Genomic DNA, 20,923 nt, shown 5'->3' with positions numbered 1-20,923 from the left:
TCGGCCTGCCAACGACGCGCCGGGCCGGTCAGAGCTGACCGTGACGCGGCGGCGGGGTGCCGTCGAGCAGCCAGCGACCGATGTGCTGGACCTTCCACCGAGTGGGATCGTGCAGCGTGTGGGTACGCGCGTCGCGCCAGTACCGGGACAGGTTCAGCGCGTCGGCGGCGGAGCGGGTGCCGCCGAGGTCGAACAGCGCCGAGGAGACCTCCACCGAGGCACGGGCGCCGGCCACCTTCGCCACCGCCGTCGCCACCGAGGCGCGAGCCGCGCTGTCGTCGGTCAGGTCCGCCTCGGCCGCGTCGATCGCGGTCGCCGCCTCGCGCAACAGCGCCTCCGCGCCGCGTACCAGGATCTCCAGCTCGCCGGCCTGCTGGATGAGCAGCGGCTCGTCGGCGGCCCGGTCGACACCGGACTCGAACCACGGCCGGGCCCGGGCCACCTGCGCCACCGCGGCGTCCAGCGCGCCCCGGGCGATCCCGGTGTCCAGCGCGGCGTGCAGCACCTGGGCCCGCGCTCCATAGGTGGTCGCCGCACCGAAGATCGGCGTGTACGGCACCACCTGCGTCTCGTCCACCGCCACCTGCTCCAGCAGCACCGTCCCGCTGGCCGTGGTGCGCTGCCCCATCCCGTCCCAGTCGTCGCGCACCGTCACCCCCGGGGTGTCCCGGGGCAGGTAGGCCAGCACCTTGGCGGGTGGGCCACCGCTCGCGGCCGGGCCGCCGCTCGCGCCCGGGCCGCCGGACGCAGCGGGACCGTCAGGCGCAGCGGGAGCGTCGGGCTCGGCCGGGTCGGCCAGTACGGCGCGGACCACCAGCCAGTCGGCGAACAGCGCACCGGTGCAGTAGAACTTCTCGCCGTGCAGCACGTACCCGCCGTCGGTCCGGCGGCGCAGCGTGGTGGCGTCGTCGGCGACGGTCCGTCCACCGCGCTCGGACTGGGCGTTGGCGAACCGCTGCCCGGCCAGCGCGGCGGCGAAGTAGCGCCGCTGCTGCTCCTCGGTGCCCTGCAGGCGCAGCGCCTGGAGGAAGACGACGTGGCTGTGCGGGATCTGGGCGAGGCTGGCATCGGCCGCCGCCAGCGTCCGGAACACCTCGGTCAGCGTGGCGACCGAGACCTCGGCACCACCGAACTCGGCGGGCACCGTGATGCCCAACAGACCGGAGGCGGACAGCTCGGCCACCTCGGGCTCGGGCAGTCGACGCTCCCGGTCTCGGACGCCGGCCTCGTCGGCGAGGACGGCCGCCAGTTTCCGGGCGACCTCGACGGCCTCCTCGTCCGTCCGGATCACACGCGTCATCCCGCCGACCACCTTCCCACCGAAGACCGCGAATCCTATCGGTTGAATAGGATTAGTCTCACCCCCGGCGGCACCCAACGTCAATCTCGCCGCACCACCGGACCACGCTGCCATTCCCACGCGATCTCACCGTCGGCCCGGACAGCACTCGATCCCGGATCGAGTGGCCTCATGGTCGCGGGGAGGCCACTCGATCCGGGATCGAGCACGATCGTGCGCGGTGCGTGTTGCGCGGTGCGCGGTGCGCGTCGGGGTCGACGAGGCGTTCGCTAGTGCGACGGCGCGAGGGTCGGTTCCTCCGAACGCTGGGCGGGCGCGGTGACCGTGGTGGTGGGGCTGCCCGGGGTGATGCGGATCCGCACCGGCGAGTCGACCTGGATCCCGAGCGCGTGGAACTCGTTGCGGGTGAGGGTCACGATCACCGGCTGGCCGCCGGAGGTGGTGACCTCGACCCGGATCTCGAAGCCGATCCGGGTGACCCGGGTGACCCGGCCGACCACGCCGGCGCTGTCCGCGCCGTCGGCGGAGAGCTGGAGGTCGTGCGGGCGCACCAACTCGTCGCCGAGCTGGGTGACCGGGCCGAGGAAGCGCATCACGAACTCGTTGGCCGGGCGGTCGTACAGGTCGTCGGGCGAGCCGATCTGCTCCACCCGGCCCTCGTTGATCACCACGATCTCGTCGGCGACCTCCAGGGCCTCCTCCTGGTCGTGGGTGACGAAGACGGTGGTGACGTGCACCTCGTCGTGCAGCCGGCGCAGCCAGTCGCGCAGTTCCTTGCGGACCTTGGCGTCCAGCGCGCCGAACGGCTCGTCGAGCAGCAGCACCGTGGGCTCGACGGCCAGCGCGCGGGCCAGTGCCATCCGCTGGCGCTGGCCGCCGGAGAGCTGCGACGGCAACCGCTCGGCGAACTGTCCCAGGTGGACGAGGGCCAACAACTCGTCGACCCGGCGGGTGATCTCGTCCTTGGAGCGCTTGCGGATCTCCAGCCCGAAGGCCACGTTGCGCCGGACGGTCAGGTGCTTGAACGCCGCGTAGTGCTGGAACACGAAACCGACGTTGCGCTTCTGCGGCGGCAGGTTGGTGGCGTCCACACCGTCGATCTCGACCCGCCCGGTGTCGGCGCGTTCCAGTCCTGCGACGATCCGCAGCAGCGTGGACTTTCCGCCGCCGGAGGGGCCGAGCAGCGCCGTGAGCCGACCGGCGGGGATGCTGACCGACACGTCGTCGAGCGCGACGAAGTCTCCGAAACGCTTGCCGACCTGGGAAATCTCGATGCTCAACGGTCTTCCTTCGGCCTGAGGACGGATACGACGATGATGCAGGCCACGGCGACGAGGGCGAGGAGGAAGGCGGTGGCGTACGAGCCACCCTTGTCGAAGTTCAGGTACTTCTCCTCGACCACGAGGGTGGCCGTCCGGGTCGCGCCGAGCACGTTGCCGGAGACGATCTTGACAGCGCCGAACTCGCCGAGCGAGCGGGCCAGGCTGAGCACGACGCCATAGATCACGCCCCACTTGATCGCTGGCAACGTGATCCGACGGAACGTCTGCACGGCGTTCGCGCCGAGACTGCGGGCGGCCTGTTCCTGCTCGTCGCCGACCTCCTGGAGGACCGGGACGACCTCCCGGATGACCAGCGGCAACGCCACGAACACGGTGGCCATCACCATGCCCGGCACCGCGAAGATGATCTGGAATCCGGCCGCTTCGAGCGTCGGGCCGAACCAGCCCTCCCGGCCGCCGTAGACCAGGATCAGCGCGAGGCCGACCACGATCGGCGACACCGACAACGGCATGTCGAGCAGGGCGTTCAGCGTCCGTTTGCCGGGGAAGTCGTAGCGGACCAGCAGGAGCGAGATGCCGACGCCGAAGACGGTGTTGATGACCACCGCGACGACCGCGACGAGCACGGTCAGTTGCAGCGCGTGGGTCACGTCGGGGTCGGTCAGGATGTCGTTGAGGTTGACGAAGCCGTCCGCGAACGCGTTGCGTCCGACCAGGTACAACGGCCAGGCCACCAGGAAGAAGAGGTACGCCGTCACGACGAACCGCAGGACGTACCGGCCGGGACGGCGGCCGACCCTGTTCCGCGCGACGGTGCGGTGTTCAGCCACGGCGCATCACCCTCCGCTGAATGACGTCGAGCACGACGATGACGGCCAACGACACGGCCAGCAGCACCACGGCGACCGCCGCCGCGCTGTCGGGATTGTCGTTCTCGATGCTGCTGAGGATGCGGACCGAGGCCACCTCGGTTCGCATCGGCAGGTTGCCGGAGAGCAGGACCAGTGAGCCGTACTCGCCGACCGCCCGGGCGAACGACAGGGTGGCGCCCGCCGCGATGGCCGGCGTGAGACTGGGCAGGATGATCCGCCGGAAGGTGGTGAACCGGCTCGCACCCAGCGACGCCGCCGCCTCCTCCGCGTCCGGGTCCAGTTCAGAGAGCACCGGTTGCACGGTCCGCACGATGAACGGCAGCGTGACGAAGAGGAAGGCGAGGAAGACCGCGATCCGGGTGTTGGCGATGTTGACGCCGAGCGGGCTGTCCGGCCCGTACAACGACAGCAGCACCAGGCCCGCGACGATCGTCGGCAGGGCGAACGGGACGTCGATGAGGATCTCCAACGCCCGCTTGCCGAAGAACCGGTCCCGCACCAGCACCCAGGCGATCAGCGTGCCCATCACGACGTTGACCAGCGTGACCAGCAGCGCGGTGCCGATGGTCAACCGGAGGGTGGCGGCGGTCTGCTCGTTGGTCACCGTCCGCCAGAACCCGCCCCAGCCGCCCTCGCTGGCGGTGACCACGACGGCGGCGAGCGGGATGAGGACCAGCAGGCTGAACCACACCATAGCCACGCCGAGCCCGAGACCGGAGACCCAGGTGAGCGGGAGGCCGGCCCGGGCCGACCGGCGGTTGCCCGCCGGCCGGTCCGGAACCAGGGTCGCCGAGGTCACTTGGCCTTCCCGGAGGCCGCGATGATCTTGGTCACGATGCCGTCACTCTCGTCGAAGAACTTCTCCGACAGCGCCGACCAGCTCTCGAAGTCCTTCTCCACGGTCAGCAGCTTCTGCGGGGCCGGGAACGGGTTGTTCGGGTCGATCGCGCCCTCGACGCCGCTGGTGTCGACGCCGTCGATGATCGGCCGGAAGCCGGTCAGCGCGAACTGCCGCTGCCCCTGCGGGCCGAGCACGAAGTCCAGCCACTCCTTGGCCTTCGGGTCGGCGTCCTTGAGGATCGCACCCGGGTTCTCGATCAGCATGGTGGTCTCCGGCAGGACCCAGTCCAGCTTCTCGCCGTTCTGCCGGGCGAGGATCGTCTCGTTCTCGTACGCGAGCAGCACGTCACCGGTGCCGCCGAGGAACGTGGTGGTGGCGTCCCGTCCGCTGTTCGGCAGTGACACGACGTTGCCGAAGAGCTTGGTCACGTACTCCTGCGCCTGGGCGTCGGTGCCACCGTTGGCGGCGATGTGCCCCCAGGCGGCCAGGGCGTTCCACCGGGCGGCACCCGAGGACGCCGGGTTCGGGGTGACGATGCCGATACCAGGCTTGATCAGGTCGTCCCAGCCCTGGATGTTCTTCGGGTTGCCCTCGCGGACCGCGAGCACCACCACCGAGGACGAGACGATGCCCTTGGTCGGGCCGTCGTCCCAGGTCTCCTCGACCAGCCCGGCGTCGACCAGACGGGTCACGTCGCTGCTCACGGAGAAGTGCACGTAGTCGGTCTTCAGGCCGGCCACCACGGCACGGCTCTGGTCGCCGGAGGCGCCGTACGAGGTCCGGAACCGGACCCCCTCGCCCGCCTCGGTCTTGTTCCACTCGGCGGCGATGGCCTTGTTGGCCGCCTCGGGTACCGCGAAGCCGACGATGCTCAACGTGGCGGAGCTGCCGCCGGCCGCGTCACCGCCGCCGCAGCCCGACAGCGCCACGCCGGTGACCATGGCGAGAGCGATGGCCGCTCTGATCCGGTGCCTCATCGGAACCCGTCCTCCTCCAGTGCGTGACCGCACTATATAAATCCGACCGATTAGATAGGGAATATGCCCGTTTTGGGCTGCCGTGTACCGAATGCAGTGGTGGGCGCGGTCACAAACCGGGCGCCGATGCCCGGCCGGCACGACGCCGATCTCCCCGTCGCGCCCGACTCCACATCGGACGCGGCAGGTCTGATCGTCCGCGCCGACCGCGCACCGAATATCCCACTAACTCGACAGGTTTTCAAGCCTTGCCGGACGGGGCTGCCCGACCGGCTCGACGCGCCGATCCGTCACGCCACCCGGGGCGGCCGATCAACGACGTCCCGTCCCCGCCCATCCGCGGGCGCGAGCAGATCGGCCAGAGTGGCGTGGTCGACCACGTCCTCGATCGCCCGGTGCACCGACAGCCACACCTCCCCCAGCCCGACGGCCACGCCGTGGTAGGTGGCCACGTCGGCGGGCGCGCCACGAACCGTCGTCAACGCCCCGCCGGTGGCGCGCAGCACGTCGCCCACGGTGATCCCGTCCGGCGCGCGGGTCAACGCGTAGCCGCCGTCCGCGCCGCGCAGACTGTGCAGCAGGCCGGCCCGGCGCAGGTCCAGCAGGATGCCCTGGAGGAACGAGTACGGGATGTCCTGGCTCGCGGCCAGCACCGCCGCCTTCACCACCGCCGGGTGGCGCTGCGCCACCGCCAGCATCGCCCGTACGGCGTAGTCCGATCGCGCTGAGACGTACACGTCACCCCACCCGCGCCCTACATAATCCATCAAACATATAGGAATGGTGGACAGTTAGGCGCGGCCCGTCAAGGTGTCGGGCCGGGTGAACTACTCGCCGCGCATCTCCCGTACCGCCTCCCCGGCGAACAAACAGGCGGCCCGGTGCCCCGAGGCGACCTCGACCAGCGGCGGATCGGTCCCGGCGCACTCCGGCCGGGCCTGTGGACACCGGGTCCGGAAGCGGCAGCCCTCCGGCGGGTCCACCGGGCTGGGGATGTCGCCGCCGAGGATGATCCGCCGACGGGCCCGCTCGACCTGCGGATCCGCCACCGGGATCGCCGACAGCAGCGCCGCCGTGTACGGATGGGCCGGCTGCTGCCAGATCCGGGCCGGCGTGCCGGACTCCACGATCCGCCCCAGGTACATCACCGCCATCCGATCGCTCATGTGTTCCACGGCGGCCAGGTCGTGCGCGATGAACAGGTAGGTCAGCCCCAGGTCCCGTTGCAGTCCCCGCAGCAGGTTCATGATCTGGGCCTGCACGCTGAGGTCGAGCGAGGCGATCGGCTCGTCCAACACGATCAGGTCGGGATCGCCGGCCAGCGCGCGGGCGATGCCGACCCGTTGCCGCTGACCGCCGGAGAGCTCGTGCGGATGCCGGTCGGCAACGTCCCGGCGCAACCCGACCATGTCGAGCAGCTCCCCGACCCGCTGCCGCCGGGCCACACCACGATCGGTGAGCCGGTGCACCACCAGCGGTTCGGCGATGCTCGCGCCCACCGTCCGGCGAGGGTCGAGCGACGCCTGCGGATCCTGGAAGACCATGGCCACCCGGCGGCGCAGCGCCCGCAACCGCCGCCGCGACCAGTGGGTCACGTCCTGCCCGGCCACCCGCACCGTGCCCGAGGTCGGGTCGACCAGCCGCAACAACGCCAACCCGGTGGTCGACTTGCCGCTGCCCGACTCGCCCACCAGACCCAACGTCTCGCCCCGGCGTACCTGCAACGACACCCCGTCCACGGCGCGGACCACACCCGCCGGGGTCGGGAACCACACCGTCAGGTCGTCGAGTGCGGCGACCACGTCGGCCGGCTCGCCGGGCCGGTGGCCGGTCAGGTGCGGATCGGTCCGCTCGGCCGTCATCGGGCCTCCCCGTCGTGCCGCTGCGGATAGAACGTGCGGACCTCGTGCCCGGCCGACACCGGCACCAGCGGCGGCGACTCGTGCTCACAGCGGGCGTCACCCCGCACCGGGCAGCGGGGCCAGAAGGCACACCCGGGCGGCAGGTCCAACGGACTCGGCGGGGCACCCCGGATGGTGACCAACTCGCCGCCGCCCGCCGCCGGGTCCGGCCGCGCCGCCAGCAGCGCGCTGGTGTACGGGTGCGCCGGCCGGCCGAAGACCGCGTCGACCGGCCCCTGCTCGACGATGCGACCGGCGTACATGACCGCCACCCGGTCCGCGATGCCGGCGACCACGCCCAGGTCATGGGTGATCCAGACGACCGCCGTGCCGAGTCGCCGCCGCAGGTCCGCCACCAGCTCGACGATCTGCGCCTGCGTGGTGACGTCCAGCGCGGTGGTCGGCTCGTCGGCGATCAGCAGATCCGGCTCGCAGGCCAACGCCATCGCGATCACCACCCGCTGCCGCATCCCGCCGGAGAACTGGTGCGGGTACGCGTCCACCCGCCGCTGCGCCGACGGGATGCCGACCAGGTCGAGCAGCTCGACGGCGCGCGTACGGGCCGCCCGCCGACTCAGGCCGAGATGCTCCTCGCTCGCCTCGGCGACCTGCCGGCCCACGGTCAACACCGGGTTGAGCGAGGTCATCGGATCCTGGAACACGAAACCGACGTGCCGCCCACGCATCCGTCGGCGCTCCGCCTCCCGCAACCCGGTGAGTTCCGTACCGAGCAGGTGCACCCGCCCGGTCACCCGGGCCGTGCGCGGCGCGAGCCCGGTCGCGGCCAACACGCTCATGCTCTTGCCGGAGCCCGACTCGCCGACCAGAGCCAGCGTCTCCCCCGCCCGGACCGACCAGTCCACCCCGACGACCGCCCGCGCCGGCCCCCGCCGGGTCCCGATGGTCACGGCGAGGTCCTCGATCCGCAGCACCTCGCCCCGATCGCTCACGCCGGCACTCCGCTCACTCATGACGGGCTCGCTCATGACGTGCTCCTTCGGGCCTCGGCGACGGTGAGCTGGCGGGGGTCGAGCACGTCCCGCAGCGCGTCGCCGACCAGGTTGAACGCCAGGACGGTGAGGAAGATGGCGGCCCCCGGGAAGACGCCCAGCCACCACGCGTCGGTGACGAACTCCCGGCCGTCGTCGAGCATCCGGCCCCAGGCCGGTTCCGGCGGCTGTACGCCGAGACCGAGGAAGGAGAGCGCCGCCTCGGAAAGGATCGCGAAGGCCAGCGACAGCGAGGTCTGCACGATCAGCGGCGCCGCGATGTTCGGCAACACGTGCTGACCCATGATGCGCAGGTCCGACGCGCCGATGCTGACCGCCGCCCGGACGAAGACCTGCTCGCGCACCGAGAGCACCCCGGCTCGGGTGACCCGGGCGAAGATCGGCGTGTAGACCACCCCGATCGCGATCATCGCGGTGAGCAGCCCGGGGCCGAGCACGGCCACGATCGCCACCGCGAGCAGCAGCACCGGGAACGCGAACAGCACGTCCATGCAGCGCATCAGGATGTTGTCCAGCCAGCCGCCGTAGTAACCGGCGAGCAGCCCGAGGGTCACCCCGACGGCCAGGGCGATGCCGACGCTGACCAACCCGACCTGGAGCGAGACCCGGGCCGCGATCATGACCCGGCTGAGCACGTCGCGGCCCAGCTCGTCGGTGCCGAACGGGTGCGACCAGCTCGGCGGCTGGAGCATCCGGTCGGTGTCCACCTCGTTGACGCCCGACGGCGCCAGCCAGGGACCGGCCACCCCCACCACGACCAGCAGTACGAGCACCGCGCTGCCGCTCAGGGCCAGCGGGTCGCGCCACAGCGCCGACAGCGCGCGGCGTACCTGCCCGTCGCCGCCGCCTCGCGGGCGGACGCCGGCCCAGGGCGGGACGAGTCGTCCGAGCCGGCCGCTCATCGGACCCTGATCCTCGGGTCGAGGCGGGCGTAGAGGACGTCCACCAGCAGGTTGACCAGCAGGAACAGGGCCGCGACCAGCAGCACCGCGCCTTGCAGCACCGGGTAGTCCCGGGCCCGGACCGCGTCGAAGGTGAGCCGGCCGATGCCGGGCCAGGCGAACAGCACCTCGATCACGATCACACCGCCGAGCAGGCTGGCCAGTTGCACCGCCACCACGGTCACCACCGGGATGAGCGCGTTGCGCAGGACGTGCCGCAGCACCACCACCCGCGCGCGTAGCCCCTTCGCCTCGGCGGTGCGGACGTAGTCCTCGGAGAGCACCTCCAGCATCGAGGAACGGATGAAGCGGGTCAGGATCGAGGCGGTGACCAGGCCGATCGTGGCGGCCGGCAGCGCCACGTGCGAGGCCCACCGGGCCGGGTCCTCGGTCAGCGCGACGTACCCCGACGGTGGGAGCCATCCGAGCACCCCGGCGAAGAGCAGGATGCCCATGATGCCCATCCAGAAGTCGGGCACCGAGACCCCGAACTGGCTGAACACGCGTACCGCGTGGTCGACCAGCGAGCCGCTGCGGATGGCCGAGACGATCCCGAGCGGGAACGCCACGAGCACCGCGAACAGCACCGCGGTGAGCGCCAGCGACAGTGTCGCCGGCAGCCGTTCCAGCAGGATCGCGGTGACCGGCCGACCGCTGCGGAAACTGACGCCCAGATCGCCGGTCAGCGCCCGGAAGAGGTAGTCGAAGTACTGCGGGACCAGCGGCTTATCCAGCCCGGACCGGGCCCGCAGCGCCTCGTACGTCTCCTGGTCGAACCGGGTGCCGAGGGCGACGCGTACCGGGTCACCCGGCACCAGTTGGATCAGCAGGAACACCACGAGGGTCACGCCGATCAGCACGACACCGGACTGCACCAGCCGGCGGATCACGAAGCGGGCCACCTGCGGTCCCCGCCCCGGTCACTTCGCCAACGCCGCGTCGCGGAACCGGATCGCCCGGTCGGTGCGTACCTCGTAGCCGGTCAGACCGCCGGACCAGCCCTGCGCCACGTCCGGGTTGTAGAGGTAGATGTAGCTGGCGTCGTCGACGATCTGCTTGGCCACCTGCTCGTACCGCTGCTTGCGGACGCCCTGGTCGGTCTCGGTGCGGGCCTGGTCGAGGAGCCGGTCCACGGTGGGGTTGGCGTACTTGTGGAAGTTGAAGGTGCCGCCACTGTGGTGCTGGGCGTAGTAGAACTCGTCCGGGTCGATGTTGCCCAGCCAGCCGAGCATGAACGCGTCGAAGTTGCCGTTGCCCTGCTCGTCGAGCCACTGCGCGAAGTCCAACGTACGGATCTTGACGGTGACGCCGATGCCGGCCAACTGCGAGGCGATCACCTGTGCGGCGGTGACGGTCTCCGGATACTCGGTGGTGACCATCAGGTCCAGGGTCAGCCCGCTGACACCGGCCTGGTCCAGCAGTTGCCGGGCCTGGTTCACATCGTGCGTGTACGGCGCGTACTCGTAGTGGTAGGCGCTGTTCTGCGGGATGGCGGTCTGGTTGACGGTGGCCAGCCCGAACTTGGCGGCCCTGGTGATCGCCTCCCGGTCCAGGGCGAACGCGATCGCCCGGCGCACGGCGACGTTGTGGTACGGCTTGCGGGCCTGGTTGAGGGCGAGATACCAGTAGTCGGTGGACGGCACCGACCGCACGGTCAGGTCGTCGGCGTCGAGCAACGCGGGCACCTGCTGCGGGGGCAGGTTGTCGGTCCAGTGGACCTCGCCGCCGCGCAGGTTCTGCAGGGCCACGGTGGGATCGCTGACGAAGGTGAAGGTGACCCCGTCCACCTTGGGCTTCTCGCCCCAGTAGTTGTCGTTGCGGACCAGCCGGATGCTGTCGCCGCTGCGGTAGGAACCGATCGCGAACGGGCCGCTGCCGACCGGTTTCGTGGTCACCTCACCGGACTCGATGTTGGCCTTCTGCACGATCGCCACGCCCTTGAAGCCGCCCAGGTTGGCGAGCAGGTTCGGGGTGGGCGCGGTCAGCGCGACGACCACCGTGGTGGGGTCGGGCGCGGTCACCGACTTGACGGTGGAGAACTTGTACGCGGTGTTCAGCTTCTCGTCGATGATCCGGGTGTACGAGTAGACGACGTCCTCGGCGGTCAGCGGTGACCCGTCGGAGAATGTGACGCCCTCGCGGAGGGTGAACGTCCAGGTGAGCTGGTCGTCGCTGGTGGTCCACCCGGTGGCCAGCGCGGGCTGCATCTCCAGGTTCGCGTCCGGCTCGACCAGGGTGTCGTAGACGTTCTCCAGGACCTGGAAGCTGTAGTAGGCGGAGGTCTTGTGCGGGTCGAGCTGGTCGGGCTCGCCGCCGATGGCGGCGTTGAGGACACCGCCCGCGCTCGCCCCGTCGGCCCCGTCGACGTCGACCCCCTCGCCCGTGGTGCAGCCCGCGACCGCGACGAGCATCAGGGTGAAGGTGGCGCCGGCCAACCGGAATCTGGTGCTGGACATGGTCCTCCCCTGGATTCTTTCCCGGCTACTACTGAAAGATTTTGGCGAGTCTGGCCTGCTCTCCGGCGGTTGTCAACATAAATCGGGGTATATCTGGCAGGACGTGGTTCCGCCGTCTCCCTCCTGGACCTCACGCTAACCCCAAACCGCCGTGACGGCAGGACGCGTACGGCGGCGGGATCAGAGGCAGGACCAGCAGTAGAGGTGCTCGTCGGCGTCCCGGGCCCGTCGGGCGAGCGCGCTGACCTCCTCGATCACCGGCTGCATCTGGTCGTCGGGGAGCGGCCCGTCCCAGGCGAGTTCCTCGCTGCGTCCCCATTGCGCGGACAGCGCGGGCGTCTGCTCGGCGGTGATCGACGCCAGCGTGTCCCGGGTCGCGTCGTCGAGCGCGGTCAACCAGGGGCCGTCCTCGGCCGCGCTCCACACCAGCCGGTCCTTCACCAGGTCGTCGGCGTCCACCTCGCCGCGCACGAGAGCCACCAACTCCCCCAGCGTCACCGACGGGTCGATGCCCTTGCAGTCGATCGCGTCGACGCCGGGCCGCCCGTCGGCCACGACGACCGGCCCACCGTCGATCTCCACCATCAGCCTGACCGCAGCGGCGTCGTCGGCCGCGCGGAAGTAGTCGTACAGAACACCCATGCCGGTATCTCAGCAGAGGGGTCCGACACTGCCGCCTTCCAGCGCCGTCAGGGCTGCCCGTCGGGGCAGTTGTTGCTGGTCAGCTTCATCGTGTACTCGGCGTCGTCGCTGGTGATGCCGGACGGCACGCCGTCGAACCAGGTCTCCACCTTCTGCCAGCCCACCCGCTGCTCGTAGTGCAGGTGCGGGGCGCCCGAGTTGCCGGTGCTGCCGATCCGCCCGATCTGCTCGCCCTGGGCGACCCGCTGCCCCTCCTCCACCAGCGGCGGTTCGAGCAGGTGCAGGTACTGCGTCTCCCAGCGTCCGCCGTGGTCGATCTTGACCCAGTAGCCGCCGCCCCGACCCCGGGGACCGTCCGGGTTCTCCGGGGTACGCCCACCCAGCGACCCGTTGATGCCGGACACCGTGACGGTGCCCGCGTACGAGGCGAGCACCGGCTGCCCCCACTGCTCACCCTGAAGGGGGAAGAAGTCGACGTCGTACTCGCCGTGGCCGGGGTAGGTGCCCACCTGCCACGTCTCGCCGCAGCCCACGGGCATCTGGAACAGCGGACGCGGTCCCGGCGGCAGCAGTTGCGGCACCACCACGTAGGCGACCGCGCCCAGGGCCGCGACGGCACCGAGCGCGAGCAGGAGTCGCCAGGGACGGCGGGTACGACGATGGGTGCGGGGATGGCCGGTCGTCACCCTGCCAAGCATGGCAGAGCCCGACGAGTGGCCCCGCCGCCGCCGGGGCCGGACCGCGACGGCCACGTTCACCAGGGCGGAGTTCGGGTAACGACCCGGCATGGCGCGGTACACGAAACCGGAACTCCGGGAGCAGATCAAGGCCGAGATCATGGCCTCCGACCGGGGCGGACGGCCCGGGCAGTGGTCGGCCCGCAAGTCGCAACTGCTCACCAAGGAGTACGAGCGGCGCGGCGGCGGCTTCCTGGGGCCGAAGGACTCACGGCAACGGTCGTTGGAGCGCTGGGGCGCGGAGAAGTGGCAGACCAGCACCGGCTCCACCCGGGCCCGCAAGGGTGACGAAACGGCGCGATACCTGCCGAAGAAGGCATGGGAGAAGCTCTCGGACGAGCAGAAGCGCGACACCGAGACCAAGAAGCGGCGGGCGTCGCGAACCGGTCGGCAGTTCGTCGCCAACACCGGCCCGGCCAAACGCGCCCGCAAGGAGACGACCTCGCCCCGAGGCCGGGCCGCCACCTCGGCCGAGCGGCTCACCGAGCTGACGGTTCCCGAGGCCAGTCGACTCGTACCCGGCCTGGACAAGAACCAGCTCCGGGCGGCGCTGCGACGCGAACGCGGCGGCAAGGCCCGCAAGACCCTCCTGCAACGCCTCCAGTCGGAACTAGACCGCCGCTGATTCACGCTGGCGCCTCAAGCGCGCATTGGTGCAAGGAAGGGTCCCCTGCTAACGCCTGGTGTATAGCAGGGGACCCTTCCTAACATCTCGTCGGCGCAGGGCGTGGGGCGTGGGCGTGGGGCGTGGGCGTGGGGCGTGGGCGTGAGGCGCGGAGCGCGGTGAGCCCGTGGAGGTGGGTAGATTTGTTGCTGCTGGAGCGACAACAAATCTACCCACCTAGCGCTGTGTCGGCGTGGACGGAGCGCAGTGGGGATGGCTACTCGGACTTGCGATCCGACTCGGCGACATACACGCCCTTCCCGGGATGCCCCTCCACCAGCTCTCTGTCCTTGAGAAGCGACATGACGCGGCTGATCGTGGAGATGTGCACGTCGTATCGCTCGGCAAGTTGACGCGTGGACGGCAGCTTCTCGCCGGGCGCGAGCTCACCGGACTTGATCTTTCCAGTGATCTCGTTCGCTATGCGCCGGTAATCGACTCTCTCGGTCGGCATAAATCGATCTCCATCGGATCTCCTGGCTTCGGCACGCCAATCCGATCACGACGAACCTGCTCCGGTGTGCCGCCCGCTCCATCGGACTACTCCGCTGTCGTATCGCTGATTCGAGCTGCGGCGGCGGAGCGGGCGGGGCCGCCGCACGCCAGCCACGGGCGGCCCCGCCCCTTCACCCGCCGAGCGTTCGCCTCCGGCTGCACCGGTGCTGCTCGACGCCGATCGCACCGCGTCGGGTGAGGTACGCGACCGGCCCGCAGCCCGGGACGTACTCGCCGACACGATCCGCCATCCCGACGCGCCCGCGACGGTGGTCTGGCTGGCCGTCACCCTCGGGGTGAGCTGAGCCGCGCCCTGCCCGGTCAACTACGGCACAGCAGGGCGTCGGGTTCCTTGCCGGGTGACCAGATCCAGGCGCGGTAGGCGACTCCGACGAGATGTTCGCCGACGGCGCACTGGCCCTTGTAGTGGCCGCTGGCGAAGTCGCCGCCGGGACTGCCGGCCGGTCGGTTGTCGCCACGGTCGAACCAGACCGTCCGGCGGGTGCCGGCGACGGTGGTGCCCGCGTCGCGGCAGAGCACCGAGGAGAGGTTGGCGCCACGGACGGCGTACCCGACGACGGTCTTGTGCGGCGGGCATTGCAGCTTGGTGAAGCCGGAGGCCCAGTCGACGTCCACGTGCGACTCGTCGCGGACCACGACGTGGCCGCCGGTGTCCGGGGCGTCGGTGCACAGGCCCCGGTTGCCGGTGCGGCTCAGGCCGATCAGTCGCTGGTCGTCGGGGCAGACCGCCTTGCGGGCGCCGGAGTCCCAGTCCGGTGCGGCGCGCATCCGCGCCGACTGGTTCAGGTCGGCGTGGTCGAGGGTCAGCATCGACCATTCCCGCACCGGGGCGACCGGACCGGCACGGCCACCGGTGACCAGGCGTCGCCAGGCGTCGGCCCGCCAGTCGTCGCCGTCGTAGAGGCCCATCCGGTGGCCGGTGGCGTCCCAGTGCAGCAGCGCCCAGCCGTTGCCGCGCCGGTTGTCGTGCCAGCCGACCAGGGGCCAGTACGCGAAATCGGCGTCGGTGGCGATCAGGTAGTCGACGAAGTGGTGGAACCAGTCGCGGGAACGCTGGTTGGTGTTGTCCCGGCCACCCACGCCGAACTCGCTGATCCAGACCGGTGCGGTGAAGTGCCGGTCGGCGTCGAGCGCCACGTACGTCGCCTGCCGCCGGACGGTCTCCACGAGCTGGTCGCGGGTGAGGTCCTGGTATCGGGGGTCGCTGGTCTCGCCGATGCCGGTCGCGCCGCTGTGGTTCGGGCCGGTGTAGCCGTAGAAGTGCGCCGAGTAGACCAGTTTGTGGGAGCGCACGAGGGTGTGCGAGAGCCGGCCGACCGGTTCGAGGGTGGGGCGCCCGTGCGGGAACCCGTCCACCGGCAGGCCGTACCAGTTGATGCCCTCGATGATGATCAGCAGGTGGGGGTTGGCCTCGGTGAGGATCCGGTCACCGGCCCGCTGGGCGGCGGCGTGCCAGTCGTGCCGGTCGCCGAGTCCCCAGTTCGGGTCGTCGAGAATGGTGCGGCGTACCTCGTTGTAGAGGTCGGCGCCGACGACCCTAGGGTTGCCGGCGTACCGGCGGGCCATCAGGAGCCAGTCCTGTTCCCACTGGGCGGTGCTCTGGCTCGCGTTCCAGCGTTCGTTGCCGTCGACGCCACAGCACCAGCGCGAGGTGTTGGTGTGGTTGTTGAGGATGACCGCGAATCCCTCGGCGGTCAGCGTCCGGACCGCCTCGTCGTACACCTGGAGCGGGGTCCGCCCGCGCAGCTGCGGGTTGGCGCGGACTGCGGCGTCCGGCACCGGGCGGGTGTCGCGGATCATCTCGTTGGAGAACGGCAGGCGGATGCTGTTGAGGCCGAGTTCGTGGAAGCCGGCGACGATCTCGGCCATCGGGGCCCGGTCCAGGCCGATCGGGATCTGGTCGGCCATCTCCCCGGCGTGGTGGGTGGCCGGGTCGGCGCGGTCGCCGCTGCCGTTCCAGGTGCCGCTGGCACCGTGCCAGTTGCCGGACCTGAGCTTGAAGCGGTTGCCATGGGCGTCGACCACGTACCGGCCCCGGGTGCTGAGCGGGCCGGTCCAGGAAGCCGCGAGAGCGCTGCCCGCCGACGTGGACGCGCGGGCGCCCTCGGTGGTCGGCGTGACCGCCAGCAGGGACCCGGCCAGCAGGCCGGACACGGCGACGAGAGACGGCATCGACCTGCGCATGGCGACCTCCTCGACGCCGACCTGATCACCGTAGATAGTAGACGGTCGATGACGGGCGCGCACCGGCCGCGAGCCCCGTCCTCCATGCCGAAGCCGGAGGACGGGGCTCGCGGGTGCCGGTCGGTCAGGCCGGGTCGAGTCGGGCCAGTTCCTCGGCCGAGAGTTCCAGGTCGGCGGCGCCGACGGAGTCCCGGATCGTCTCCGGGCGCGACGAGCCGGGGATCGGGATGACCGTAGGCGCCTTCGCCAGCATCCAGGCCAGGCAGACCTGCTGCGGGCTGACTCCACGCTCCCGGGCGACCTCGGCGAAGACCGCGAACCGGGACCCCAGCTCGGCGGCGTTGGAGATGCCGCCGAGCGGACTCCAGGGCAGGAACGCGATGCCGAGTTCGGCGCAGAGCGCCAGCTCCGGTTCGCTGGAACGGAAGGCGGGAGAGAACTGGTTCTGCACGCTGACCAGTCGACCGCCGAGGATCTCGTTGGCCTGCCTGATCTGGTCGGGGTCGGCGTTGGAGATGCCGGCCATCCGGATCTTGCCGGCGTCGAGCAGGTCCCGCAGCTCGCCGATGGAGTCCGCGTACGGGGTGTTCGGGTCGGGGCGGTGGAACTGGTAGAGGCCGATCGCCTCGACCCCGAGCCGCTTGAGCGACGACTCGACGGCGTCCCGGAGGTGCTCGGGCCGACCGTTCAGCGTCCAGAGGCCGTCGCCGGGGCGTACGTGGCCGCCCTTCGTGGCGATCAGCACGTCGGACGTGTCGCCGCCGTAGCTCGCCACGGCGTCGGCGATCAACGACTCGTTGTGACCGGCGTCGGCGGGGCCCAGGTGGTAGGCGTCCGCGGTGTCGATCAGCGTGACCCCGGCGTCCAGCGCGGCATGGATGGTGGCGATCGAGCGCTGTTCGTCGGGACGGCCCTCGATCGACATCGGCATGGCGCCGAGGCCGATCGCGCCGACGGCGACGTCACCGATACGGCGGGTCTGCATACAGGCTCCTCCTCGAAGCGGTGCGGTTCGGCGGGCGGGCGGTGGCCCGCAACGCCCGGATTCCACCTTCTACCCCGATAGCTAAGCTGTCCAACAGAAGAATCTGATTCCAGCAATCGGTGACGGTGATGAATCGTGGAGCTGCGCCAGCTCGAGTACTTCGTGGCGGTCGCCGAGGAACGGCACTTCACCCGTGCCGCCGAGCGGCTGCACGTGGCGCAGTCCGGCCTCTCCACCTCCATCCGCTCGCTGGAGCGTGAGCTGGGCGCCAGCCTCTTCGTCCGCAACACCCGCAGCGTGGAGCTGACCGACGAGGGGCGGGCGCTGCTCACCCAGGCCCGCCACGCCCTGGCGAACGTGGCCGCCGCCAAGGACGCGGTCGCCGCCGTACGCGGCCTGCTGCGCGGCACGCTGGCCATCGGCACCCTGCAGTGTCTCGGCGCGGTCGACCTCGCGGCGACGCTGGCCCGCTTCCACGCCGCCCACCCCGGTGTCGAGATCCGGCTGCGTCAGGGCGGCTCGCCCGACCTGATCGAACGGGTCCGCACCGGCGACCTCGACCTGGCGTTCGTCTCCGCGCCCGCGAGCGTGGTGCCCGGGGTCGCGTTGGCCCCGTTCCGGGCCGAGCCGCTGGTGCTGGCCTGCGGGCCCACCCACCCGCTGCGCGACCGTACCGCGGTCGACCTGCGCGAGTTGCCGGGCGAGACGTTCGTCGACTTCTCCCCCGGCTGGATCAGCCGCGACGCCGTGGACCAGGCGATGGCCGCCGCCGGGGTGGAGCGGCGGGTCGCGTTCGAGGTCAACGACGTGCACTGGCTGCTCGACCTGGTCGGTCACGGGCTCGGCGTCGCCGTCGTACCCCAGGTCTTCCGGAGCAAGCGGACCGCCGCGCGCTTCGTGCCCCTCACCGACCCGCCGCACTGGCAGCTCGCCGTGGCGACCGCGGGCGGCCGGCACCCCAGCACCGCCGCGACGGCGCTGCTCGGCCTCGACGGTATCCGGGCCGCCGCGACGAGCCGGCCGGCCTGACCGACGCCGGGTCGGCGCGGCGGTACGTCCGCGCGCCGACCCGGCGCACGTCACCGAACCGGTCCGTACACACTGGATGGTCACGCCTGACGACACCAGGATGACCGGATGCCGCGCCCCGCTTCGTTTGTACGCGGAATAAATAATCTCCGCCCCATCGTCGCAGTGGCTTCCGTCCCAGCACCCCTCGAACTACCTCCACGAATCGGACATCTGGCCAGCTCAGAGCGGTGTCGCCGAGCGCCCGAGACCAACTCGTTACTTGACGCAATAGTTCGTTCGCCGTAGGAAGGAAGTGTGACTGACGTGGTGACGCCACCAACGAGCCCGGTGAGCCGGGAGCGGTCGAAGGAGATCAAGCGCCTCTCGGTGATCTCCACCGCCCGCCAGGTGCGGCTGCTCTCCCGTGCCGAGCTGACCGAGCTGACCGGGTTGAGCCCCGCCACGCTCACTCCCCTCGTCCGCGAGCTGATCGCCGAGGGCTACCTGCTCGAACGCGGCCCGGGCACCTCCCGGGCCGGTCGCCCCCGGGCCATGCTGGAGTTCAACCCGCGCGCCGAACTGGTCGCCGCGGTGTCGCTGGAGCCCACCCGGATCAGCTGCGAGATCGCCGACAGCGACGGCACCGTCATCGCCCACCGGGCGGTCCGGCTCGCCGGCGACATCGTCGAGACCATCTGCCGCTCCGTACCCGAACTGGCCGGCGACGGGCTGCCCGCGCTGCGCGGGGTGGCGATCGCCGCGCCGGGCGTCTCCTCGGGCGGCACGGTCCGGCTCGCCCCCTCGGTGGGGCTGGTCGAGGGCCGGGAGATAGGCGAATCGGTGCAACACCACCTCGGCGTCCCGGTCGTGGTGGACAACGACGTCAACCTGATGGCGGCCGGCGAGCACGCCGCCGGGGCCGGCAGCGACGTGGCCGACCTGCTGCTGCTGCACGTCGCCGACGGCATCGGCGCCGGACTGGTCCTGGACGGGCAGGTCCGTCGGGGTGCCGGTGGCGCGGCCGGCGAGGTGGGCTTCCTGCCGCTGGACCCGAGCGACCGGGGACACGACGGGATCGGCCCGTTCGAGGCCCGGTGGTCGGAGAACGCCGTCGCCGAACGAGTCGTCGCGCTGGCTCCCGGGCGACGGCCGGACGAACCGGTGGCCGCCCTGGTCGAGCTGGCCCGCACCGACGCGCGCGCGGCGGCGTACCTCGACGAGGTGTTGACCGCCTGGTCCCGGCTGATCGTCTCCTGCGCCTGCGTGATCGACCCGGGCCGGGTCCTGCTCAGCGGCGCCGCCACCCAGCTCGACGACGACGCCGTGGCGCGGCTCCAGACGCTCGTCGACGCCTCCGCGCCCGCCGCCACCGAGGTACGCCGGGCGGTCCTCGGCGACCGCGCGGTGCTGCACGGTGCGGTCAGTTACGCCCTCGCCGCCGCGGCGGCCGGCACACCCCAACTCCTACCCACCCCTTGATCCCTTCCCTCGGAGGTACCTCATGAAACGACGACTTCTCCTGGCCGGGGCGCTCGCCAGCGTGCTCGCCGTCGGCACCGCCTGCGGCGGTGGCGGCTCGGACGACGCGGCCGGTGACGTTGCGCAGCTCACCATCTACACCGCCCGGGACAAGAAGGTCACGGACTTCGTGGTGGAGAAGTTCACCGAGAAGTACCCCGAGTACCAGGGCAAGGTCGAGATCCTCAACATCGGCGCCCAGGAGATCCTGGAGCGGGTCCGCGCCGAGAAGGCCAACCCGCAGGCCGACGTGTGGTGGGGCGGTACCCAGCAGGGTCTGTCGGCGGGCGCCGCCGAGGACCTGCTGGCCCCCTGGCAGCCGTCGTTCGCCGGGGACATGGACGCGCAGTACAAGGACGCCGAGGGCCGCTGGTTCGGGGAGATCCTGCTGCCCGAGGTGATCATGTACAACAACGCGGCGCTGACCCCGGAGCAGGCACCGAAGGACTGGGACGACCTGCTCGACCCGCAGTGGAAAGACAAGATCATCATTCGGGACGTGGCCGCGTCCGGCACCATGCGGTCGATCTACGCCTCGATGATCCAGCGCCTCTCCCCCGACGGCAGCAACCCGCAGCCCGGGTACGACTGGCTCAAGCGCCTCGACGCCAACACCGGCTCGTACGCGGCCAACCCGGCCGACCTGTACCTGAAGCTCTCCCGTCAGCAGGGCACGCTCAGCGCCTGGAACCTGCAGGACGTGCTGTTGCAGGCCAACCAGTCGAACATGCCCTTCGGCTACGTGATGCCCACCTCCGGTGCGCCGGTGCTGGTCGACGGCCTCGCCGCGGTCAAGGGCGGCAACTCCGAGGGCGCGCAGAAGTTCATCGAGTTCCTCTTCGACGACGCGCTCCGGGCCGACCTGGCCAAGGACTTCTTCCAGATCCCCGCCATCGACATCGCCGACCAGCCGGAGTGGCTGGCCCAGCTCGACCTGCGCCCGATGAACGTCGACTGGAACGTGATCGCCGAGCACGAGACCGAGTGGATCAACCACTGGAACAGCCAGATCAAGAACAAGGGCTGACCGCGTCGGTTGCCGGGCCGGGTACGCGTACCCGGCCCGGTCGCCGCCCGGCCGACCG

21 protein-coding genes are annotated in these 20,923 nt (G+C 71.0%); 5 read left to right on the top strand and 16 right to left on the bottom strand.

Annotated features, from left to right (window positions below; translation table 11 throughout):
• Positions 1-28 precede the first annotated feature (28 nt).
• From ACWDVW_RS11700 to ACWDVW_RS11640, 13 genes are all read right to left on the bottom strand, one after another.
• A complete protein-coding gene (locus tag ACWDVW_RS11700; protein ID WP_449947077.1) occupies positions 29-1,300 on the bottom strand; it encodes an acyl-CoA dehydrogenase family protein in 1,272 nt (423 codons plus the stop codon).
• A 269-nt stretch (positions 1,301-1,569) separates the two neighbouring features.
• Entirely contained in the window at positions 1,570-2,580 is a 1,011-nt protein-coding gene (locus tag ACWDVW_RS11695) for a sulfate/molybdate ABC transporter ATP-binding protein (RefSeq protein ID WP_449947074.1), read from the bottom strand.
• On the bottom strand, positions 2,577-3,413 hold the full coding sequence (locus ACWDVW_RS11690; RefSeq protein ID WP_131052163.1) for a sulfate ABC transporter permease: 837 nt from the start codon (positions 3,411-3,413) through the stop codon (positions 2,577-2,579). The genes ACWDVW_RS11695 and ACWDVW_RS11690 overlap by 4 nt, the downstream gene beginning before the upstream one ends.
• Complete coding sequence (cysT, locus tag ACWDVW_RS11685; protein ID WP_131052162.1) at positions 3,406-4,254, bottom strand: sulfate ABC transporter permease subunit CysT; 849 nt, start codon at positions 4,252-4,254, stop codon at positions 3,406-3,408. The genes ACWDVW_RS11690 and cysT overlap by 8 nt, the downstream gene beginning before the upstream one ends.
• Positions 4,251-5,273 carry a sulfate ABC transporter substrate-binding protein gene (locus ACWDVW_RS11680; RefSeq protein WP_131052161.1) on the bottom strand — a complete coding sequence of 341 codons (1,023 nt, stop codon included), beginning with the start codon at positions 5,271-5,273 and terminating at the stop codon, positions 4,251-4,253. The genes cysT and ACWDVW_RS11680 overlap by 4 nt, the downstream gene beginning before the upstream one ends.
• A 290-nt stretch (positions 5,274-5,563) precedes the next feature.
• Positions 5,564-6,010: an RrF2 family transcriptional regulator gene (locus ACWDVW_RS11675; protein WP_449947069.1), complete on the bottom strand. Its 447-nt coding sequence runs from the start codon at positions 6,008-6,010 to the stop codon at positions 5,564-5,566.
• 90 nt (positions 6,011-6,100) lie between these two features.
• The gene (locus ACWDVW_RS11670) at positions 6,101-7,135 is read right to left on the bottom strand and encodes an ABC transporter ATP-binding protein (RefSeq protein ID WP_449947066.1); all 1,035 of its coding nucleotides are present in this window, start codon (positions 7,133-7,135) and stop codon (positions 6,101-6,103) included.
• On the bottom strand, positions 7,132-8,160 hold the full coding sequence (locus ACWDVW_RS11665) for an ABC transporter ATP-binding protein (protein ID WP_449947063.1): 1,029 nt from the start codon (positions 8,158-8,160) through the stop codon (positions 7,132-7,134). Before ACWDVW_RS11665 ends, ACWDVW_RS11670 begins: the two co-directional genes overlap by 4 nt.
• Positions 8,157-9,086: an ABC transporter permease gene (locus tag ACWDVW_RS11660; protein WP_396746907.1), complete on the bottom strand. Its 930-nt coding sequence runs from the start codon at positions 9,084-9,086 to the stop codon at positions 8,157-8,159. The genes ACWDVW_RS11665 and ACWDVW_RS11660 overlap by 4 nt, the downstream gene beginning before the upstream one ends.
• Positions 9,083-10,027: an ABC transporter permease gene (locus ACWDVW_RS11655; protein WP_449947060.1), complete on the bottom strand. Its 945-nt coding sequence runs from the start codon at positions 10,025-10,027 to the stop codon at positions 9,083-9,085. The genes ACWDVW_RS11660 and ACWDVW_RS11655 overlap by 4 nt, the downstream gene beginning before the upstream one ends.
• Before the next feature lie 18 nt (positions 10,028-10,045).
• Complete coding sequence (locus ACWDVW_RS11650; protein WP_449947057.1) at positions 10,046-11,581, bottom strand: ABC transporter substrate-binding protein; 1,536 nt, start codon at positions 11,579-11,581, stop codon at positions 10,046-10,048.
• A 180-nt stretch (positions 11,582-11,761) separates the two neighbouring features.
• Positions 11,762-12,223: a hypothetical protein gene (locus ACWDVW_RS11645; RefSeq protein ID WP_449947054.1), complete on the bottom strand. Its 462-nt coding sequence runs from the start codon at positions 12,221-12,223 to the stop codon at positions 11,762-11,764.
• A gap of 47 nt (positions 12,224-12,270) precedes the next feature.
• Positions 12,271-12,909 carry a M23 family metallopeptidase gene (locus ACWDVW_RS11640; RefSeq protein WP_449947051.1) on the bottom strand — a complete coding sequence of 213 codons (639 nt, stop codon included), beginning with the start codon at positions 12,907-12,909 and terminating at the stop codon, positions 12,271-12,273.
• A 100-nt stretch (positions 12,910-13,009) separates the two neighbouring features.
• Here ACWDVW_RS11640 and ACWDVW_RS11635 point away from each other — a divergent pair, with 100 nt between their 5' ends.
• On the top strand, positions 13,010-13,585 hold the full coding sequence (locus tag ACWDVW_RS11635; protein ID WP_449947049.1) for a DUF5872 domain-containing protein: 576 nt from the start codon (positions 13,010-13,012) through the stop codon (positions 13,583-13,585).
• Between the two features lie 256 nt (positions 13,586-13,841).
• On the opposite strand, the gene ACWDVW_RS11630 is transcribed toward ACWDVW_RS11635, so the two are convergent.
• Positions 13,842-14,078: a GntR family transcriptional regulator gene (locus ACWDVW_RS11630; protein WP_449947046.1), complete on the bottom strand. Its 237-nt coding sequence runs from the start codon at positions 14,076-14,078 to the stop codon at positions 13,842-13,844.
• 205 nt (positions 14,079-14,283) lie between these two features.
• Here ACWDVW_RS11630 and ACWDVW_RS11625 point away from each other — a divergent pair, with 205 nt between their 5' ends.
• Positions 14,284-14,424, top strand: a complete 141-nt coding sequence (locus ACWDVW_RS11625; RefSeq protein ID WP_449947043.1) for a hypothetical protein — start codon at positions 14,284-14,286, stop codon at positions 14,422-14,424.
• A gap of 16 nt (positions 14,425-14,440) precedes the next feature.
• On the opposite strand, the gene ACWDVW_RS11620 is transcribed toward ACWDVW_RS11625, so the two are convergent.
• Both ACWDVW_RS11620 and ACWDVW_RS11615 read right to left on the bottom strand, forming a co-directional pair.
• Positions 14,441-16,324: a glycoside hydrolase family 5 protein gene (locus tag ACWDVW_RS11620; protein ID WP_449947041.1), complete on the bottom strand. Its 1,884-nt coding sequence runs from the start codon at positions 16,322-16,324 to the stop codon at positions 14,441-14,443.
• A gap of 124 nt (positions 16,325-16,448) precedes the next feature.
• The gene (locus tag ACWDVW_RS11615; RefSeq protein WP_449947039.1) at positions 16,449-17,309 is read right to left on the bottom strand and encodes an aldo/keto reductase; all 861 of its coding nucleotides are present in this window, start codon (positions 17,307-17,309) and stop codon (positions 16,449-16,451) included.
• A 135-nt stretch (positions 17,310-17,444) separates the two neighbouring features.
• Here ACWDVW_RS11615 and ACWDVW_RS11610 point away from each other — a divergent pair, with 135 nt between their 5' ends.
• From ACWDVW_RS11610 to ACWDVW_RS11600, 3 genes are all read left to right on the top strand, one after another.
• Complete coding sequence (locus tag ACWDVW_RS11610) at positions 17,445-18,338, top strand: LysR family transcriptional regulator (protein ID WP_449947038.1); 894 nt, start codon at positions 17,445-17,447, stop codon at positions 18,336-18,338.
• Positions 18,339-18,635: 297 nt separating this feature from the next.
• Positions 18,636-19,799 (top strand): ROK family protein, encoded by a 1,164-nt coding sequence (locus ACWDVW_RS11605; protein ID WP_449947037.1) that lies wholly within the window; start codon positions 18,636-18,638, stop codon positions 19,797-19,799.
• A gap of 22 nt (positions 19,800-19,821) precedes the next feature.
• Positions 19,822-20,865: an extracellular solute-binding protein gene (locus ACWDVW_RS11600; protein ID WP_449947035.1), complete on the top strand. Its 1,044-nt coding sequence runs from the start codon at positions 19,822-19,824 to the stop codon at positions 20,863-20,865.
• Positions 20,866-20,923: the final 58 nt, after the last annotated feature.

This window comes from Micromonospora sp. NPDC003241, from assembly GCF_053589795.1.
The sequence above is the reverse complement of the archived record's forward strand: the minus strand, read 5'-3'. Positions and strand labels throughout refer to the sequence as shown.

Coding starts and splice junctions, on each gene's coding strand:
- ACWDVW_RS11700 (WP_449947077.1), bottom strand. CDS start 1,300: ATGACGCGTGTGATCCGGACGGACGAGGAGGCCGTCGAGGTCGCCCGG.
- ACWDVW_RS11680 (WP_131052161.1), bottom strand. CDS start 5,273: ATGAGGCACCGGATCAGAGCGGCCATCGCTCTCGCCATGGTCACCGGC.
- ACWDVW_RS11670 (WP_449947066.1), bottom strand. CDS start 7,135: ATGACGGCCGAGCGGACCGATCCGCACCTGACCGGCCACCGGCCCGGC.
- ACWDVW_RS11665 (WP_449947063.1), bottom strand. CDS start 8,160: ATGAGCGAGCCCGTCATGAGTGAGCGGAGTGCCGGCGTGAGCGATCGG.
- ACWDVW_RS11660 (WP_396746907.1), bottom strand. CDS start 9,086: ATGAGCGGCCGGCTCGGACGACTCGTCCCGCCCTGGGCCGGCGTCCGC.
- ACWDVW_RS11650 (WP_449947057.1), bottom strand. CDS start 11,581: ATGTCCAGCACCAGATTCCGGTTGGCCGGCGCCACCTTCACCCTGATG.
- ACWDVW_RS11645 (WP_449947054.1), bottom strand. CDS start 12,223: ATGGGTGTTCTGTACGACTACTTCCGCGCGGCCGACGACGCCGCTGCG.
- ACWDVW_RS11635 (WP_449947049.1), top strand. CDS start 13,010: ATGGCGCGGTACACGAAACCGGAACTCCGGGAGCAGATCAAGGCCGAG.
- ACWDVW_RS11630 (WP_449947046.1), bottom strand. CDS start 14,078: ATGCCGACCGAGAGAGTCGATTACCGGCGCATAGCGAACGAGATCACT.
- ACWDVW_RS11620 (WP_449947041.1), bottom strand. CDS start 16,324: ATGCGCAGGTCGATGCCGTCTCTCGTCGCCGTGTCCGGCCTGCTGGCC.
- ACWDVW_RS11615 (WP_449947039.1), bottom strand. CDS start 17,309: ATGCAGACCCGCCGTATCGGTGACGTCGCCGTCGGCGCGATCGGCCTC.
- ACWDVW_RS11600 (WP_449947035.1), top strand. CDS start 19,822: ATGAAACGACGACTTCTCCTGGCCGGGGCGCTCGCCAGCGTGCTCGCC.